Origin of the sequence: Ancylobacter koreensis, assembly GCF_023016525.1 — a bacterium.
In the GTDB taxonomy this organism is placed as follows: Bacteria; Pseudomonadota; Alphaproteobacteria; order Rhizobiales; family Xanthobacteraceae; genus Ancylobacter; species Ancylobacter koreensis.
Map to the genome: position 1 here is coordinate 552,947 of NZ_JALKCG010000002.1, position 16,607 is coordinate 569,553.

General features: G+C 69.4%; 18 protein-coding genes. 8 read left to right on the forward strand and 10 right to left on the reverse strand.

The window, feature by feature from the left end; genetic code table 11:
* The first annotated feature begins 43 nt into the window (after nucleotides 1–43).
* From MWN33_RS09680 to MWN33_RS09695, 4 genes are all read left to right on the forward strand, one after another.
* Nucleotides 44–712, forward strand: a complete 669-nt coding sequence (locus MWN33_RS09680; RefSeq protein ID WP_247200275.1) for a transglycosylase domain-containing protein — start codon at nucleotides 44–46, stop codon at nucleotides 710–712.
* Between the two features lie 156 nt (nucleotides 713–868).
* Nucleotides 869–1,054 (forward strand): 50S ribosomal protein L32, encoded by a 186-nt coding sequence (gene rpmF, locus MWN33_RS09685; RefSeq protein ID WP_192640354.1) that lies wholly within the window; start codon nucleotides 869–871, stop codon nucleotides 1,052–1,054.
* Between the two features lie 225 nt (nucleotides 1,055–1,279).
* Nucleotides 1,280–2,506, forward strand: coding sequence for an alpha/beta hydrolase (locus MWN33_RS09690; protein WP_247200276.1), 1,227 nt, complete (start codon nucleotides 1,280–1,282; stop codon nucleotides 2,504–2,506).
* Between the two features lie 117 nt (nucleotides 2,507–2,623).
* Entirely contained in the window at nucleotides 2,624–4,351 is a 1,728-nt protein-coding gene (locus MWN33_RS09695; protein ID WP_247200277.1) for an EAL domain-containing protein, read from the forward strand.
* Nucleotides 4,352–4,423: 72 nt separating this feature from the next.
* Here MWN33_RS09695 and phaR read toward each other — a convergent pair whose 3' ends face one another.
* Complete coding sequence (phaR, locus tag MWN33_RS09700) at nucleotides 4,424–4,996, reverse strand: polyhydroxyalkanoate synthesis repressor PhaR (protein ID WP_247200278.1); 573 nt, start codon at nucleotides 4,994–4,996, stop codon at nucleotides 4,424–4,426.
* A gap of 240 nt (nucleotides 4,997–5,236) precedes the next feature.
* Between phaR and MWN33_RS09705 the strand changes: the two genes are divergently transcribed.
* Entirely contained in the window at nucleotides 5,237–6,415 is a 1,179-nt protein-coding gene (locus MWN33_RS09705; RefSeq protein WP_247200279.1) for an acetyl-CoA C-acetyltransferase, read from the forward strand.
* A gap of 149 nt (nucleotides 6,416–6,564) precedes the next feature.
* Nucleotides 6,565–7,290 (forward strand): acetoacetyl-CoA reductase, encoded by a 726-nt coding sequence (gene phbB / locus MWN33_RS09710; protein ID WP_247200280.1) that lies wholly within the window; start codon nucleotides 6,565–6,567, stop codon nucleotides 7,288–7,290.
* A gap of 43 nt (nucleotides 7,291–7,333) precedes the next feature.
* Here the strand turns inward: phbB and MWN33_RS09715 are convergent, their stop codons facing one another.
* Nucleotides 7,334–7,585: a PepSY domain-containing protein gene (locus MWN33_RS09715; protein ID WP_247200281.1), complete on the reverse strand. Its 252-nt coding sequence runs from the start codon at nucleotides 7,583–7,585 to the stop codon at nucleotides 7,334–7,336.
* A gap of 182 nt (nucleotides 7,586–7,767) precedes the next feature.
* On the opposite strand from MWN33_RS09715, the gene yddG reads away from it, so the two are divergent.
* Nucleotides 7,768–8,646: an aromatic amino acid exporter YddG gene (gene yddG, locus MWN33_RS09720; RefSeq protein WP_247200282.1), complete on the forward strand. Its 879-nt coding sequence runs from the start codon at nucleotides 7,768–7,770 to the stop codon at nucleotides 8,644–8,646.
* Between the two features lie 4 nt (nucleotides 8,647–8,650).
* Here the strand turns inward: yddG and MWN33_RS09725 are convergent, their stop codons facing one another.
* The 5 genes from MWN33_RS09725 to thpR all read right to left on the reverse strand — a co-directional run bounded on the left by MWN33_RS09725 (nucleotide 8,651) and on the right by thpR (nucleotide 11,822).
* Nucleotides 8,651–9,091 (reverse strand): cupin domain-containing protein, encoded by a 441-nt coding sequence (locus tag MWN33_RS09725; protein WP_247200283.1) that lies wholly within the window; start codon nucleotides 9,089–9,091, stop codon nucleotides 8,651–8,653.
* A 24-nt stretch (nucleotides 9,092–9,115) separates the two neighbouring features.
* Nucleotides 9,116–9,889 (reverse strand): hydroxyacylglutathione hydrolase, encoded by a 774-nt coding sequence (gloB, locus tag MWN33_RS09730; RefSeq protein ID WP_247200284.1) that lies wholly within the window; start codon nucleotides 9,887–9,889, stop codon nucleotides 9,116–9,118.
* 118 nt (nucleotides 9,890–10,007) lie between these two features.
* Nucleotides 10,008–10,526, reverse strand: a complete 519-nt coding sequence (locus tag MWN33_RS09735) for an invasion associated locus B family protein (RefSeq protein ID WP_247200285.1) — start codon at nucleotides 10,524–10,526, stop codon at nucleotides 10,008–10,010.
* 197 nt (nucleotides 10,527–10,723) lie between these two features.
* Complete coding sequence (locus MWN33_RS09740; protein ID WP_247200286.1) at nucleotides 10,724–11,185, reverse strand: YkvA family protein; 462 nt, start codon at nucleotides 11,183–11,185, stop codon at nucleotides 10,724–10,726.
* 103 nt (nucleotides 11,186–11,288) lie between these two features.
* On the reverse strand, nucleotides 11,289–11,822 hold the full coding sequence (gene thpR / locus MWN33_RS09745) for an RNA 2',3'-cyclic phosphodiesterase (protein WP_247200287.1): 534 nt from the start codon (nucleotides 11,820–11,822) through the stop codon (nucleotides 11,289–11,291).
* Between the two features lie 225 nt (nucleotides 11,823–12,047).
* On the opposite strand from thpR, the gene MWN33_RS09750 reads away from it, so the two are divergent.
* The gene (locus tag MWN33_RS09750) at nucleotides 12,048–12,893 is read left to right on the forward strand and encodes an MOSC domain-containing protein (protein ID WP_247200288.1); all 846 of its coding nucleotides are present in this window, start codon (nucleotides 12,048–12,050) and stop codon (nucleotides 12,891–12,893) included.
* A gap of 93 nt (nucleotides 12,894–12,986) precedes the next feature.
* Here the strand turns inward: MWN33_RS09750 and MWN33_RS09755 are convergent, their stop codons facing one another.
* From MWN33_RS09755 to prfA, 3 genes are all read right to left on the reverse strand, one after another.
* On the reverse strand, nucleotides 12,987–14,072 hold the full coding sequence (locus MWN33_RS09755; RefSeq protein ID WP_247200289.1) for a DUF4167 domain-containing protein: 1,086 nt from the start codon (nucleotides 14,070–14,072) through the stop codon (nucleotides 12,987–12,989).
* A 579-nt stretch (nucleotides 14,073–14,651) separates the two neighbouring features.
* Nucleotides 14,652–15,503 carry a peptide chain release factor N(5)-glutamine methyltransferase gene (gene prmC / locus MWN33_RS09760; protein WP_247200290.1) on the reverse strand — a complete coding sequence of 284 codons (852 nt, stop codon included), beginning with the start codon at nucleotides 15,501–15,503 and terminating at the stop codon, nucleotides 14,652–14,654.
* Complete coding sequence (gene prfA / locus MWN33_RS09765; RefSeq protein WP_247200291.1) at nucleotides 15,500–16,597, reverse strand: peptide chain release factor 1; 1,098 nt, start codon at nucleotides 16,595–16,597, stop codon at nucleotides 15,500–15,502. Before prfA ends, prmC begins: the two co-directional genes overlap by 4 nt.
* Nucleotides 16,598–16,607 lie beyond the last annotated feature (10 nt).

Genomic DNA, 16,607 nt, shown 5'->3' on the forward strand with positions numbered 1-16,607 from the left:
CGCCCGCTAGAGTGCCGTGTCGGGGATGAGGGCGTGCGGCGGAATGGGGCGGTTTTGGCGATGGGTGTGGAAGGTGGCGCTGGCCCTCGGGCTGGCCCCGCTTGTCCTCACGCTTCTCTATAATATGGTGCCGGCGCCCTCGACGCTGATGCTGGCGCGCTGGGTGACGGGCCAGACCGTGACGCGCGACTTCGTGCCCTTCGACGCCATCTCCCCGGCCCTGGTGCGCTCGGTGCTCGCCTCCGAGGACGCCCGTTTCTGCCAGCATATCGGCGTCGACATGGTGGAACTGCAGAACGTGATGGACAGCGCCGAGGAGGGCGAGCCCTCGCGCGGCGCCTCCACCATCACCATGCAGCTCGCCAAGAACCTGTTCCTGTGGAACGGGCGCAGCTACATCCGCAAGGGGCTGGAGATGCCGCTGGCGCTCTACATCAATCTGGTGATGTCGAAGCGCCGCCAGCTGGAGCTCTATCTCAACATCGCGGAATGGGGGCCGGACGGCGAGTTCGGCGCCGAGGCCGGCGCCCGCCGGGCCTTCGGTGTCGGGGCGGGCGATCTTTCCGCCCGTCAGGCCGCGCTGCTGGCGGTGACGCTGCCCAACCCCTACCGCCGCAATCCCGCCAAGCCGGGCCGGGGGCTGAACCGGCTGGCGAGCAACCTTCAGGCGCGGTTGCCGCGCGAGGGCCCGGAGCTGACCGCCTGCCTCTAGAGCTTCGTCGCGCGAGGTCTGAGGATGCTCCGCGACAGAATTGCGTCAGCCTCTTCCGCTCGCGCATATGAGTCTGTATAAGCCGCCACTCGAATTACGCACGAGTCCGGCGCCGGCCCCGCCTTGGGGTGTGAGAAGCCGGTACAGGAGAAGACGATGGCCGTTCCGAAGAAGAAAACCAGCCCGTCGCGTCGCGGCATGCGCCGTTCCGCCGATGCCCTCGCCAAGCCGACCTATATCGAGGACAAGGATTCGGGCGAGCTGCGCCGTCCGCACCACCTCGACCTGAAGACCGGCATGTACAAGGGCCGCCAGGTTCTCAAGGTCAAGACCGAGGCCTGATCGGCTGCGGCGGCTCCATGTCGCCGGCCTGCCTCAGCCTGCATGGAGCCGGCCCCTCGGGCCGGCTTTTCTGCGTCGACGTCCGTCCGCGAAAGCGGAGGTGTCACCGCCCGGTAACCATGCCGGCGGTATCGGACGGCGCGCGCGGTGCGGAAACCGGCCACCGCTTACCGGGGTGGCGGAATGGTGCTAGTTTTTCCCGGCGTTCGGGTGGGAGCTTGAGGCGTGCGTAGCGCGGGCGGTTATGGGCGCCGGGTCATCATCTGGCTCTTCGTGGCGGTTTTGGCCGGCCCGGTTCTGGCCGGCTGCGCCTCGCGCCCCGGCGACGACGCGCTGACCGCCATTCCCGAGCATGTGCCCGGGGCGAAGGAGCACGTCATCCTTGTCGCCTCGTCGCGGGCCCGCGACGAGCGGCCCGGCGTGTTCTACAGCGGCGAACGCACGCAGGCGCTGAGCTTCGCGCGGGTCGAGATCACCGTACCGCCCACCCATAAGCCGGGCATGGTGGAGTATCCCACGCGCGGCGTGGCCAATCCCGCCACCGACATGGCGGTGCGCGAGGCGGTCTATCGCGACACCGAGAAGGAATTCCTCACCGATCTGAAGGCCGAGCTGGCGCGCCGGCCGGTGGGGCAGAAGCAGGCGGTGATCTTCGTGCACGGCTACAACACGCGCTTCTCCGAGGCGCTGTACCGCATCACCCAGATGGCCGAGGATTCGAAGTCGCCTTCGGTGCCGGTGCTGTTCACCTGGGCCTCGCGCGGCGACGTCGCCGACTACGTCTACGACAACAACAGCGCCACCGCGGCCCGCGACCGGCTGGAGGAGACCATCCGCCTCGTCTTCGACAGCGGCGCCGAGCAGGTGACGATCCTCGCTCATTCCATGGGCAACTGGGTGACCGTGGAGGCGCTGCGGCAGATCCAGATGTCCGGCAAGCGCCTGCCGCCGGAGAAGATCGGCAACATCATCCTCGCCGCGCCCGATATCGACGTCGACGTGTTCAAGACCCAGCTCAAGCGCTTCGGCAAGCCGGCCAAGCCCTTCATCGTCATCGTCTCGCGCGACGACAAGGCGCTGGCCTTCTCCGACTTCATCGCCGGCGACAAGCCGCGCCTCGGCGCCTACACCAACGATGCCGAGCTGGTGGAACTCGGCGCCCTCGTCGTCGACATGTCCGGCGTGAAGTCGCTGGACGATCTCAACCACGGCAAATTCGCCCAGCTCGCCGGCATGGCGCCCGAATTGCGCGGCATGGTGGCGCGTGCGCAGGGATCCAAGGCGGCCGGCAATATCGAGGTGGCCGGCATCAAATTCTCGGGTGTCGACCGGCTGAACCCGGGCCAACTCGCGGCCGATGCACCGCAATCTGCGGCCTCTGCTACGGCGTCCGGGCAGGTCGTCGACCCCAGCGCGCCCGTGGTCGCCGCCGGCGTCGCCCCGCTGCACTGAGGCCGATTGCCGCGCGGACGGCCGTCGGAATCGCGGGGCTCCTTAACGAAAAGGTGGCTGGCTTGCCGCTAAGCGTCCGCACAATGTTTTCGACGCCTGTGAATGCGGGGAACCCTTATGCCGAGGCCTGAGACGGCGGCCCCGATCGACATCGAGACGAAGGACGCCCTTCTGCCGGAGACGGTGGCCGGCGCCGTGCAGGCGCTCGGCAAGGCGGCCTATGTCTGGACGCTCGACGACGACCGCCTGCGCTGGAGCGCCAATGTCGGCGACGTACTCGGGCGCGAGCGCCTGCCGCTTGCGGGGTCCGGCGCCGACTACCAGACGCTGATCGAGGCCGGCTCGGGCGCCACGCGCCAGGAGGCCGCGCTTGCCGCGCTGGACTTCGACATCGTGCCCGGCGCCGACCCCAGCGCGCGCTATTTCGAGACCGTCTACTGCCTTGCCCTGCCGCCCGGCGGCCGCCAGCGGCGTCTGTGGGTCGAGGATCGCGGTGTCGCCTATTTCGACGCGGGGGGCATGCTTCAGCGGGTGGAAGGCTTGCTGCGCCGGCTCTCGGTCGGCCGTCCGGTGCGCATCGCCGCCGATCTCGGCGTCGAGCCGAAGACCGACCGCCAGCGTCTCTCGGGCCTGCTGGAGGAGCATCTTGCGCGCGGCTATCGCGAGGATGGCGAATTCGGCTTCGCGCTGGTGGGCATCGATCAGCTCGGCACGCTCAACGACGCGTTCGGATTCATGGTCGCCGACGAGGTGATCGACGTCGTGTGGATGCGTCTGCGCGGCCAGCTCGGGGAGGGCGAGGAGATTGCCCGCTTCTCGGGGAGCAAGTTCGGACTGCTGCTGCGGGCCGGCTCGGGCGAGGAACTGGCCGGCGTGATGCGCCGCTTCCTGTCCACCGTCAACCTGTCCGCCCCGCGCACCAGCGCGGGCGCCGTGGCGGTGACGATCTCGGCCGGCGGGCTGGTGGCGCCGCGTCAGGCGCGCACCGTCTCCGAGATCTTCTCCCATGCGCAGGACGCACTGCGGCGGGCGCGGCGCAATGCACGCGGTTCGCTGGAGATCTACACGCCTTCGCTCGACCGGGCCGCCGAGCGGCACGCCAATGTGCGCTTCGCCGACGAGATCGTCCGCGCGCTGGGGCAGGACCGGGTATCGCTCGCCTACCAGCCGATCGCGCATGGCGGCAGCCGCGAGGTGGCGTTCCACGAATGCCTCGCCCGCATCACCGGGCGCGACGGGCGGGTTTTCGATGGTGGAACGGTGATCCCGACGGCCGATCGCTTCGGCCTGACCCGGCTGCTCGACTGCCGCTCGATGACGCTGGCGCTGGCGGCGCTGCGCGACAACCCGGCGCTGCGCCTCTCGGTCAACGTCTCGCCGCCCTCCATGCACGACGCCAGCTGGCTGGAGATCGTCGAGGAGGGCGCGCGCGAGGGGCTCGGCACGCGCCTGGTCGTCGAGATCACCGAATCCTCCAGCATCCCCGACATGGAGGCCATGGGCTCGCGCATCGCCTGGCTGCGCGACCATGGCTGCCGGGTGGCAATGGACGATTTCGGCGTCGGCTACACCTCGTTCCGCAACCTGCGCAGCCTGCATGTCGACATGCTGAAAATCGACGGCAGCTTCATCTGCACCATGATGCAGTCCGAGGACGACCGCAGCTTCGTGCGCATGCTGCTCGACCTTGCCGGCCAGCTCGGCATCGAGACGGTGGCGGAATGGGTGCTCGACGAGGCCACGGGGCGCCAGCTCGTCGAATGGGGCTGCACCTATCTTCAGGGCGAGCTGATCGGCCTGCCGGCGGAAAGCCCGGTGCCGCTGGACGGCGCCTTCGAGAACTGAGGCGCGCGGACCCGCAGGGCCGGCGCCATCAGGGCGCCGCGCCCAGCCTCTTCATCGGGCTACCGGAAACCGTCAGTCCTTCTTGCCGCTGTCGCCGAGGCGGTCGAGCCGCTTCTGCATCTCGGCGACCTGGCGGCGCAGCTCGTCGAAATCGTCGGCCGGCGCGGCGGCGGGTGTGCCCGGTGTTTCCTCGGCCCGGCCATTGGGCAGGAACATCTTGAAGGCGCGGTCGAACATCTCGATGTTGCGGCGCACCTGCTCCTCCATGATGCCGAAGCCGCCGACTCCGAAGCCCTTGGAGAAATGCTCGCGCAGGTTGCCCTGCTCCTTGGTGAAGTTCTCGATCGACATGTCGAGATAGCGCGGCACCAGCATCTGCATGCTGTCGCCGTAGAAGCGGATGATCTGCCGCAGGAAGTTGATCGGCAGCAGGTTCTGGCCCTTGCCTTCCTGCTCGAAGATGATCTGCGTCAGCACCGAATGCGTGATGTCGTCGGAGGACTTTGCGTCATAAACGACGAAATCCTCGCCGTTCTTCACCATCTGCGCGAGATCTTCCAGCGTCACATAGGTACTGGTGCCCGTATTGTAGAGACGGCGGTTCGCGTACTTCTTGATGGTGACGGGTTCGTTGGATTTTGCCATTGTGATCCGGTCGCCTTGGTCGTTTCCCATTGAAAACACTAGGACGTTTCCCGCCGCCCGGCTACAGGAATTGTTGCAGCTGCGCACACGCTCCCGCAGCGGCGCCGAACGCATAAAAATACCCCGCCATTGACATGGATCACTTGAGCCACCCACGATGGTGGCACATCTGAAGAACAACACGCGCGCACCGGCTCGCGAGCCTCGCCGCACAGCCAGATCTACCGGAGGACGTCATTCATGAAGGACGACATCGTTATCGTCGGCGCCGCCCGCACGGCCGTCGGCGCGTTCAACGGCGCGCTCTCCTCGCTGCCCGCCCATGAACTCGGCAAGATCGCCATCATGGCGGCGCTGGAGCGCGCGGGCGTCGCGCCGGGCGAGGTGAGCGAGACGATCATGGGCCAGATCCTCACCGCCGGCGCCGGCCAGAACCCGGCCCGCCAGGCCTCGGTGGCGGCCGGCATCCCGGTCGAGAGCCCGGCCTGGGGCGTTAACCAGCTGTGCGGCTCGGGCCTGCGCGCGGTGGCGCTGGGCTATCAGGCGATCCTCAACGGCGACAGCGACATCGTGGTCGCGGGCGGCCAGGAATCGATGAGCCAGGCGCCGCACTGCGCGCATCTGCGCAACGGCACCAAGATGGGCAATCTCGAATTCGTCGACACCATGATCAAGGACGGCCTGTGGGACGCCTTCAACGGCTACCACATGGGCACGACCGCCGAGAACGTCGCCCGCCAGTGGCAGATCACCCGCGAGCAGCAGGACGAGTTCGCCGTCGGCTCGCAGAACAAGGCCGAGGCGGCGCAGAAGGCCGGCCGCTTCAAGGACGAGATCGTCCCCGTCACCATCTCCAGCCGCAAGGGCGACATCGTGGTGGCGGACGACGAATATCCCCGCCACGGTGCCACGATCGATTCCATGACCAAGCTGCGGCCGGCCTTCTCCAAGGACGGCTCGGTGACGGCGGGCAACGCCTCCGGCATCAATGACGGCGCCGCCGCCGTGGTGCTGATGACGGCCGCCAAGGCTGCCGCTGCCGGCAGGAAGCCGCTGGCGCGCATCGTCTCCTGGGCGCAGGCGGGCGTCGATCCCTCCATCATGGGCACCGGCCCCATCCCGGCCTCGCGCCGCGCGCTGGAGAAGGCTGGCTGGACCGTCGCCGACCTCGACCTCGTGGAGGCCAACGAGGCCTTCGCCGCGCAGGCCTGCGCCGTGAACAAGGACCTCGGCTGGGACCCCTCCAAGGTCAACGTCAATGGCGGCGCCATCGCCATCGGCCACCCGATCGGCGCCTCGGGTGCGCGCATCCTCACCACGCTGCTCTACGAGATGGAGAAGCGCGACGCCAAGAAGGCGCTCGCCACGCTGTGCATCGGCGGCGGCATGGGCATCGCCATGTGCCTGCAGCGCGACTGACCGCCGGGCGGTTGATGGGCTTCAGGCACAGCCCGCGGGCGCTGTGACAGGCTGCGACGACAAGGCGCCGGTTCCGCCTTGCCGTCGCGTCAAAACGACGTACAAGCCGTCGACGTTCCCGGGTCAAGGGACGCACAGGGGGGAGTGAGATGGGTCGTGTTGCGTTGGTCACGGGGGGCACGCGCGGTATCGGCGCGGCGGTCTGCAGGGCCTTGAAGGCGGCGGGTTATACGGTCGCCGCCAATTATGCCGGCAACGATGCCGCCGCCGCCGACTTCACCGCCGAGACGGGCATTCCGGCCTTCAAGTGGGACGTATCGGATTTCGAGGCCTGCAAGGCGGGCATCGCCGAGGTCACCGCGAAGCTCGGCCCGGTCGAGGTGCTGGTGAACAATGCCGGCATCACGCGCGACGGCATGCTGCACAAGATGTCGCCGGACCAGTGGTACGCGGTCATCAACACCAATCTGAACTCGGTGTTCAACATGTGCCGCAACGTGATCGAGAGCATGCGCGAGCGCAGCTTCGGGCGCATCGTCACCATTTCCTCGATCAACGGCCAGAAGGGCCAGCTCGGCCAGACCAATTATTCCGCCGCCAAGGCCGGCGAGATCGGCTTCACCAAGGCGCTGGCGCAGGAGAACGCCAATAAGGGCATCACCGTGAACGCCATCTGCCCCGGCTATATCGGCACGGAAATGGTGCGGGCGGTGCCGCAGGAGGTGCTGGAGAAGCGCATCCTGCCGCAGATCCCGGTGGGGCGGCTCGGCGAGCCGGAGGAGATCGCGCGCTGCGTCGCCTTCCTCGTCGCCGACGAGGCCGGCTTCATCACCGGTTCGACGCTCACCGCCAATGGCGGCCAGTACCTGGCCTGAGATTCATCCGATCAGGCCGGCGTCGGGCGGACAGGCCGCCCGGCTACTTGATCGAGATCACCTTGCCGTCGACGGCGTTGATCTCGATCTCCAGCTTCTTGCCGGCGGCGTCGAGGCCCTCCGCCTCCCATTTGGACACGCCCTTCTCGTGCTCGTGCTCCAGCTTGGCGACCACCGCCATGCCATTGGCGCGCACGATCACCAGCGCCTCGTCGATGCCGATGGCGGCCTGCTGCGCGAAGGCGGGGGAGGCGAGGACGAGGGCGGCGGCGAGAGCGGGCGTCAGGCGCGTCATGGGACAACTCCTCGGGTGAGCCGGAACCGGTTGCCGGAGCGTAAGACGGGCACTCGGGCGCGTCCACAAGCATGGCGGATGACCGGCGGCGGATAGCGCGCCCATGCTTGGCGGAAGGGCGCGCAGCGGCCATAAGAGGCCGCTCTGAATTACCGGCCATCCTCGTTCACTGGTTCGCCCGCATGTCCCGCCCGCTTTCCTCCCGCGCCGCCACCTTCATCGGCTTCACCGCGATCCTGCTGTGGTCGGCGCTGGCGCTCGCCACCTCTTCGACCGGCAAGGTGCCGCCCTTCCTGCTCACCGCGCTCACCTTCGCCATAGGCGGGCTGGTGGGCATCGCGGCGGCGCTGGCGCGCGGGGTAGGGCTGTCCGTGCTGCGCCAGCCCTGGCCGGTGTGGGTGCATGGCGTGGGCGGGCTGTTCGGCTACCACTTCTTCTATTTTTCGGCGCTGAAGCTGGCGCCGCCCGCCGAGGCCGGGCTCATCGCCTATCTCTGGCCGCTGCTCATCGTGCTGTTCTCCGCCTTTCTGCCGGGGGAGAGGCTGCGCCCGGCCCATATTGGTGGGGCGCTGATGGGGCTGGCCGGCACAGTGGTGCTGCTCGGCGGGCGGGCCGGCGGCTTCGGCTTCGCGCCGGAATATGTGCCGGGCTATCTGGCGGCGGCGCTGTGCGCGGTGATCTGGTCGGTCTATTCGGTCGCCTCGCGGCGCTTCGCCGGCGTGCCGACCGAGGTGGTGGCCGGCTTCTGCCTCGCCACCGCCGCGCTGTCGGCGCTGTGCCACGCGCTGTTCGAGCCGGCCATCTGGCCGGTGGGGGGCGGGGAGTGGCTGGCCGTGCTGGCGCTCGGCATCGGGCCGGTGGGCATCGCCTTCTACACCTGGGACATCGGCATGAAGCGCGGCGACATCCGCCTGCTGGGCGTGCTCTCCTATGCCGCGCCGGTGCTGTCCACGCTGCTGCTGGTGGCCGCCGGTTTCGCGGCGCCGAGCCTGTCGCTCGGCCTCGCCTGCGCGCTGATCGTCGGCGGGGCGGCGGTGGCGACGCTGCTCGCGCGACGTTGACCCCTCAGCCCGGCGACCAGCCGGGCGCGGCCAGTTCGAAGCCGGAGAATTCGAAGCCGGGCGCCACGGTGCAGCCGACCAGCGTCCAGTCGCCGAGGCTGCGCGCCGCCTGCCACGCACCCTGCGGCACCACACGCTGGGGCTCTTCCCCATTGGCGAGATCGGGGCCGAGGTGCAGCGTCTCGACCGGCCCCATGTCCGAGCCGGCGAGGGTGAGCTCCAGCGGCGCGCCGGCGTACCAGTGCCAGATCTCCACCGCGTCGACGCGGTGCCAGTGCGAGCGCTCGCCGGCCGCCAGCAGGAAATAGATCGCGGTGGACGCCGAGCGTCCGTCGGCGCCGCGCCGTGGATCGCGGAACATCTCGCGGAAATGCCCGCCTTCCGGGTGCGGCGTCAAGCCCAGCCGGGCGACGATCTCGGCGGCCGTGAGCGTGCCGGCCGTCATCGCGCGTGGACCATGCCGGCCTCCTCAGCCCTTGAAGCTGTTCTTCAGGCTGCGCAGCTCGGTGAACACCGCGCCCGGCTCCGCGCCGGCCAGTCCGATGCGCTCGGCCAGTTCGGGGTCGTCGGCGTGCAGGAAGGGGTTTGTCGCCTTCTCCGCGCCGATGGTGGTCGGCAGGGTAGGCTGGCCGGCGGCGCGCTGCTTCTCCGCCACGTCGAGGCGGGCGGCGAGCTCGGCATTGTCCGGCTCGACCGAGACCGCGAAGCGCCCGTTCGAGACGGTGTACTCATGCCCGCAATAGACCGAGATGTCGTCGGGCAGGGCACGCAGGCGTGAGAGCGATTCCCACAGCACCGGCGGGTCGCATTCGAAGGGGCGGCCGCAGCCGAGCACGAACAGCGTGTCGCCGGAGAACAGAAGCCGTTCCTCCTCGAACAGGAAGACGATGTGCCCCTTGGTGTGGCCGGGCGTCTCCAGCACGCGGCCGACGAGGCTGCCGACGGCTACCGGGTCGCCGTCCACCACCGCCACGTCGAGGCCGGGAATGGTCTCGCGCTCGGCGCGCGGGCCGACCACTGTGGCGCCGTAGCGCTCCTTCAGCGCCAGCACGCCGGCGATGTGGTCGGTGTGGTGGTGGGTGACGAGGATATGGGTGAGCGTCCAGTTCTCGCGCTCCAGCGCGGCGAGGATCGGCGCCACCTCCGGCGCGTCGACGACGGCGGTCGCCTCCGTGACCGGATCGTGCAGCAGCACCGCGTAATTGTCGGCGAGGCAGGGAATGAGCCGCAGTTCGGCCGCCATGATGTTCCTCGGGATAGGATCGCCTCGGAAAAGAACGAGCGGCCGGGCCGCCCGCTTTCCACTCTAATGCAAGGCCGCCGCGCTCGCAGCGGCGATCTTCAGCCGCGCGCCGGCACCGTCACCGGCATTCCTGCGCGGCGCGGTCGATGGCGGCGGAGATGCCGTTCAGCGAATAGCTGTCCGTGGTGACATTGCCGCGCACCGAGGTGCTCTTCACCACCACGTCGCGGCCCTTGCGCAGCGCGTCGACGAGGCGGGTCTCCTCGGCGACGTTGCGCACCCAGGCTCCGGTGCCACGGGTGTAGAGGTCGAAATTCGCCGGGCCGATGGTCAGGGTGGCGTCGGTGCCTTCCTTGAGCGGGAAGCCCATGACAACGCTGACCTCGCCCTTCACATTCTCCGCCGTGCGGGTCGAGATGAAGAAATAGGCGGGGTCGCGGCTGAGGCCTGCCGGCAGGCGGGTCTTGGGCTGGGCGAGGGCGTAGCAGATCTTGCCGCTGCCGCTGGTATCGACATAGACGCCCCAGTCGCCGAACTGGCCGACAAGTTTCGGCGCCGCCTGTGCGCTGGCGCCGGACGCGCTCATGAATGCCAGTGCCAAGCCGGCAAGTGCCGCGCGCACGGTGCGTCGTGCCATGGTCTCTGTCCTCCGTGTCGTCTGCCGCGATGCGGTCCGCATTGATTCTCCGTTCAGCCGCCACAGGGATATCCGCCCCGTCCGCCCCTGTGAACCCTTGGTGCCGGAATGCGGCGCCTTTGCCGATCAAATGCCCGCAGGCGAACGGCGAATTGAGGGCATGGTGAATGAATTCTTAACCAACCTGCGCCATCGGGCTACCGCGGGGCGGAGGTAGCCCCGGCGGAGGCGGCAGGTCCGGCGGAGGGGTCGCCGGCGGTATCCTCGCGCAGGCGTGCCAGCGCGGCACGGGCCGCCTCGCGATGGGCGGGGGTAATATGGCTGGCCAGCAGGTTGAGCGCCGTGGCGAGCACTGCCGCGTCGTCGGTGAAGCCGATGCCGAGCAGGAGGTCGGGCAGGGCATCGGAGGGCAGCACGAAATAGGCGAGGGCGCCGAACAGCAGCGCGCGCACGCGCACCGGCGTGCGGCTGTCGAGCGCGCAGTAATAGGCGGCGGCGGCATCGTCGGCGAAAGGAATGCGGCTGGCGGCCGAGCCGAGCTTGCGCCAGAATCCGGCGCGCACGCGCGCCTCGTCGCCGCTCTCCGGCTCGATCGCGATCTCGGGCTCGTTCGTCGGGGCGCGCTCACGCACGAACCGCCAGTCGGGCCAGCGAACCATCGGTCTCCTCGCCCTGCCGGTGGCTGTCGGGCGAAGCGCCCGCCGGCATCACCTGAGAGATGGTCCCCGCCGTGCCATTTCGCAATGCTGGCGCGCGTGCGCGTCACATCAGCGGGTAGGCGGCCTCGACGCGGTAGGGTCCGCCGCCGACGGAATCACGCGAGGAATAGAGCACGAAGCGCGACACCTCGAAGGTCGGGGAGCGGAAATAGCCGCGCAGCGCGAGATAGTCCGCCACCTGCCGTGGCGCGGCGTCGCGCAGCCGTGCCAGCGTGACGTGCGGGCGGAAATTGCGCCCTTCCGGCGGCAGGCCGACGCGCTTCATCGCCCGCTCATGCTCGGCCTGCAGGTCGTTCAGCGCCTCGTTGGCCTTTACCCCGACGAAGATCGAATGCGGCTTGTGATTGCCGAACTGGTCGACGCCCGACAGGGTGAGGTCGAAGCCGAAACGGTCGATCTCGTCGAGCGCGGCGGCGGCGTCGCGTGCCACCACATGGTCGACATCGCCGATGAAGCGCAGGGTGACGTGGTAGAATTCCGGGCTGATCCAGCGGGCGCCCGGCAGACCACCGCGCAGCATGGAAAGCTGCTCGGCGACGTCGGTCGGAATTTCGAGGGCGGTGAAGAGCCGCGGCATGACCCCCTCCTGTGAGTTACCGGCACGGGAACCCGCGCCAATTGAGACGGATTCGCGCGCCGAGGAAAAGCCGAAAATACGACAGGCAAAACACGGGCCGCCGCGCATCCCTCCCGAACTGCCCGCCGCCGGCCGCTTTGCCCCGATCCCGCCGCGTCGGCGCGGTATCGGGCCGGTTCCCGGTTATGGCTGGCCCCGGCCCCGCAAGCCTATATGGTAGTTAACATGAGCGAATCGACCGACGACGCCGATGTTTTCAATCCCGCCGCCCCGGTCCCCGCCGAGGCGCCGGTGCCCGCCGTCAGCTTCGCCAGCATCCAGTCGATCTACCGCTACCCGGTGAAGGGGCTCACCCCGGAGCGGCTGGAAGTGGTCGAGCTGGAGGATGGCGCTTATTTCCCCGGCGACCGGCTCTATGCCATCGAGAACGGGCCTTCCGGCTTCATTCCGGAGGAGCCGGCCTTCCAGCCGAAGATCAAGTTCCTGATGCTCATGCGCAATGAGCGGCTCGCGGCTCTCGACGCGCGCTATGTCGATGCCACGCGGGAACTGATCATCGAGCACGAGGCGGTCGAGGTGGTGCGCGGCCGGCTCGACACGCAGGAGGGGCGGGAGGCGATCGAGCTCTTCTTCCAGCGTTATTCCCGCTACGAGCTGCGCGGCGCGCCGCGCGTGCTGGGGGCGCCCGACGGCTTTCGTTTCGTCGACACGACGGAGGGCTTCATCTCGCTGATCAACCTGGCGAGCTGCCGGGCGCTGGGCGAGATCATCGGCCAGCCGGTCGATCCGCTGCGCTTCCGCGCCAATCTCTATCTCGACGGCATGGAGCCGTGGGAGGAGTTCGACCTTGTCGGCCACACCATCGAGATCGGCAATTTCGTGCGGTTGAAGGTGACGCAGCGCATCTTCCGCTGCGCCGCCACCAATGTGGATCCCGTCACCGCGCAGCGCGACCTCGACGTGCCCGGCACGCTGATGCGCAGCTTCGGCCACACCGATTGCGGCATCTTTGCCGAGGTGGTGCAGGGCGGCCTGATCGCCGAGGGCGATTCCGTCCGCATCAGCCTCTGAGCGGCGTCGGTTTTCGAGACTTAATCCCAATGCAACGAAAAGGCCCGGCGCGAGCCGGGCCTTTTGCATGTCAGGAATGCCGTCGGCGGGTGCTCACTCGCCGGCTTCCGCCGGGGCGGCCTCGGCGGCCTCGCCTTCACCTTCCGCATCGGCGCGACGGTAGCGGCGGCGGCGAGTGCGCGGGGCGGGGGCCTCGCCGTCCTCGCTCGGCGCAGGGGCGGGCGCGGCAGCGGCACGCGAGCGCGTGCGGGGCGCGCTTTCGCGGACCGGGGCGGCCTCGACCGTCTCGGCGGCGGGCGCGGGCGCGGGCACTTCCGCCCTGGCGGGCTCGGCCTTCGGCGCCTGCGCGGCGGCGATGTTCGCCGGCGGGGTGTTCACCGGGGCCGCGCTGCTCTGGGTGATGAAGGCGGGCAGACCGATCTCGGCCTCCACCTCCGGCCCCAAGCGCGGCTGCGGCTGCTGTCCGGGATCGCGATAGCCCTGCTCGCCGTTGTCACGCGGCTCGCGGTGCTCGCGATAGGGGCGGTTGTCGCGCTGCCAGCGGCCCTCGCGCTCGGGGCGGTCCTGCCGCTCGGAGCGGTCACGGTCCTGACGCTCGGGGCGTTCCTGCCGGTCGCGATCCTGCCCGCGCTCGCGATTGTCGCGGCGCCCGTCACGATCCTGCCGGTCGCGATCCTGCCGGTCGCGATCCGGCCGGTCACGATCCTGGCGGTCGGAACGGTCCTGACGGTCGGAGCGGTCCGGACGATCCTGCCGGTCGCGCTGGAAGAAATCGCGCTGGCCTTCGCGCGGATTGCCCTCGCGCTGGCCGCCTTCGCGGACCTGCTCGCGCGGCTGGAAGGCCGGCTGCGCCTCGCCGGCCTCGTCGAGCTCGTCGTCGTACTCTTCGTCGTCGTTGCGCTGGAAGGGCTGGCCCTGCACGCCGAACTGCGCCTGCGCGGCGGCGATGATGCGGAAATAATGCTCGGCGTGCTGGAGGTAGTTCTCCGCCGCCACATGGTCGCCGGATGCCTGAGCGTCGCGGGCGAGCTGCTGGTACTTCTCGACGATGTGCTGGGCGGTGCCGCGCACCTTCACGTCGGGGCCGTTGGACTCGTAGACGCGCGTAAGCGGGTTCTGGCTGCGACGGTTGCCGTTGTTGCGGCCGCGCATACGCTTCTGCTGGTTGTTATTTCGCATCTCTGGTCTCTGATGCCGGTACGCCCGGCGGGATGGGCCCCGGTCGGGTGAGGTACGGGCGGGTCAATCGCCTCTGTTTCCGCCATCCCGTCGCCTCGGCCTCGCCTCGGCGGACGGTACGTCGGGAAATGTCGCCCTTGGCCGGGGACAAACCGGGCACAGGCCGGAAACCACGAGGTTCCGGACGTGCCGCAGGTCGCCATCGACCGTCGGACTTCTTCCATGGGAGCGCATCGTCACGATGCTCCGCCGCCGGATATCCCGGCTGCGATCCCCGGGCCGCATTCCCCGGCCCGGATCCGGCGAGCGCCGCACGGCGCTACAGCCGACCCCATGCTTCATCGTGCAACCAAGGCCGCACTGATAAACTCGTGGAGCTTTCGTCCTGTAAGACTCCTCACCTGGCCGGGCTCTCCGCAGTGCCCGAACGTTCCTGAGCGTGAAGGCCGCGATCACCCGGCGAGAGCGACACGCATCCGAACACGGCGAGGTTGATGAGGTGTCAGGACGATTCCTGCAAAGACACTAATCGGTTCGTACCCTCGTTCCAAGCCCTTTTTTGCTGCGGTGCCGCCATTCTCAGGCGGCTGCGGTCACGATGGCGCGCGCGATCCCGGCAAGGTCCGGCCGGGCGGGACCGTCGGGCGGAAGGCCCGCCGCCGCCAGCAGGGCAGCGACATCGGCCTCCTGCCCGGTGCCGAGTTCGAGCACCGCGCGCCCGCCGGGCCGGAGCAGTCCCGGCAGGGACTGCGCGAGGGCGCGGTAGGCGTCGAGCCCCTGCGGGCCACCGTCGAGCGCGAGAGCGGGATCGTGCTCGCGCACCTCGCGCTCCAGCGCCGCGATATCGGTGCTGGGAATATAAGGCGGATTGGAGACCACGAGGTCGAAGCGGCCGGCAAGCGCCAGCGCCCAGCGCCCGACGAGCACCGCCGAGCGGTTGCCAAGCCCAAGGCGCACAAGGTTTTCCCGCGCCTGCCGGGCGGCGCCGTGCGACAGGTCGACGCCGACGCCGAAGGCGTTGCGGTATTCGCTCAGCAGCGCCGCCAGCAGGGCGCCCGAGCCGGTGCCGAGGTCGAGGATCGCCAGCGGCGCGGCGCGGTCGGGGAAAAGGTCGAGCGCGGCTTCCACCAGCGTCTCGGTTTCCGGGCGCGGCACCAGCGTCTCGGGCGAGAGCGCGAAATCGAGGCTCCAGAACTCGCGCCGGCCGGACAGCCGGGCCAGCGGCTCGCCGGCGGCGCGGCGGGCGGAAAGACCACGCAGGCGGTCGGCATCGGCTGGCGCGACCGGCTCTTCGGCGCGGGCGAGGAGGTCGAGGTCGGAAAGGCCGAGGCCGGCTTTCAGGAGGGCGCGGGCCTCGCGCTCGGGCGTGTCCAGTCCGGCGGCGGCGAGGCCTGCGGCGATCTCGCGCAGGAGCCCGGCGCGGGAAATCACCGTTCGCCCCAGCCGGAATGCTCGGCCTCGGCCAGCAGCGCGGCCTGATATTCGGTAGTCAGCGCGCCCACCAGCTCGCCCAGCCCCTCGCCGGAGAGGATTTCCGGCAGTTTGTGCAGGGTGAGGCCGATGCGGTGGTCGGTAACGCGGCCCTGCGGGAAATTATAGGTGCGGATGCGCTCGGAGCGGTCGCCCGAGCCGACCTGCACCTTGCGCTCGCTGGCGCGGGCGCTGTCGCGCTTCTCGCGCTCGGCCTCGTAGAGCTTGGAGCGCAGCAGCGCCATGGCGCGCGCCTTGTTCTTGTGCTGCGAGCGCTCGTCCTGCACCGCCACCACGACGCCGGTGGGCAGGTGGGTGATGCGCACCGCGCTCTCGGTCTTGTTCACGTGCTGGCCGCCGGCGCCGGAGGCGCGGAACACGTCGATGCGCAGGTCGCCCTCATTGATGTCGATGTCGACGTCCTCGACCTCGGGCAGCACAGCCACCGTGGCCGCCGAGGTGTGGATGCGCCCCGATCCCTCGGTTTCGGGCACGCGCTGCACGCGGTGCACGCCGGATTCGAACTTCAGCTTCGCATAGGCGCCCGAGCCGTGCAGGGCGGCGACGATTTCCTTGTAGCCGCCCGCCGTGCCCTCGGTGAGCGAGAGCACCTCCACCGACCAGCTGTTCAGCCCGGCGAAGCGCTCATACATGCGGAACAGATCGCCGGCGAACAGCGCCGCCTCGTCGCCGCCGGTGCCGGCCCGCACTTCGAGGATGACGCCGCGTTCGTCCATCGCGTCCTTGGGCAGCAGGGCGAGCCGCACGGCATGGGCGAGGGTCTCGACCTCGGCGTCGAGCGAATCGGCCTCCTCCTGCGCCAGCGCCGCCATCTCGCGGTCGCCGGCGGCGTCGGTGGCGAGCGCGCGGGCGTCGGCGAGCTGGCGCTCGGCACGGCGCAGCGCCTTCACGCTGTCGACGAGCGGCGTCAGCTCGGCGAATTCGCGCGACAGCCGCACATAGGTCTCCGCCTCCGGGCTGGCGGACAGCGCGTGCTCGATCTCCGCATGGCGGGCGAGGAGCTGGTCGAGGCGGGCGTCGGGGAGGGTCGTCACAAAAGCGCAC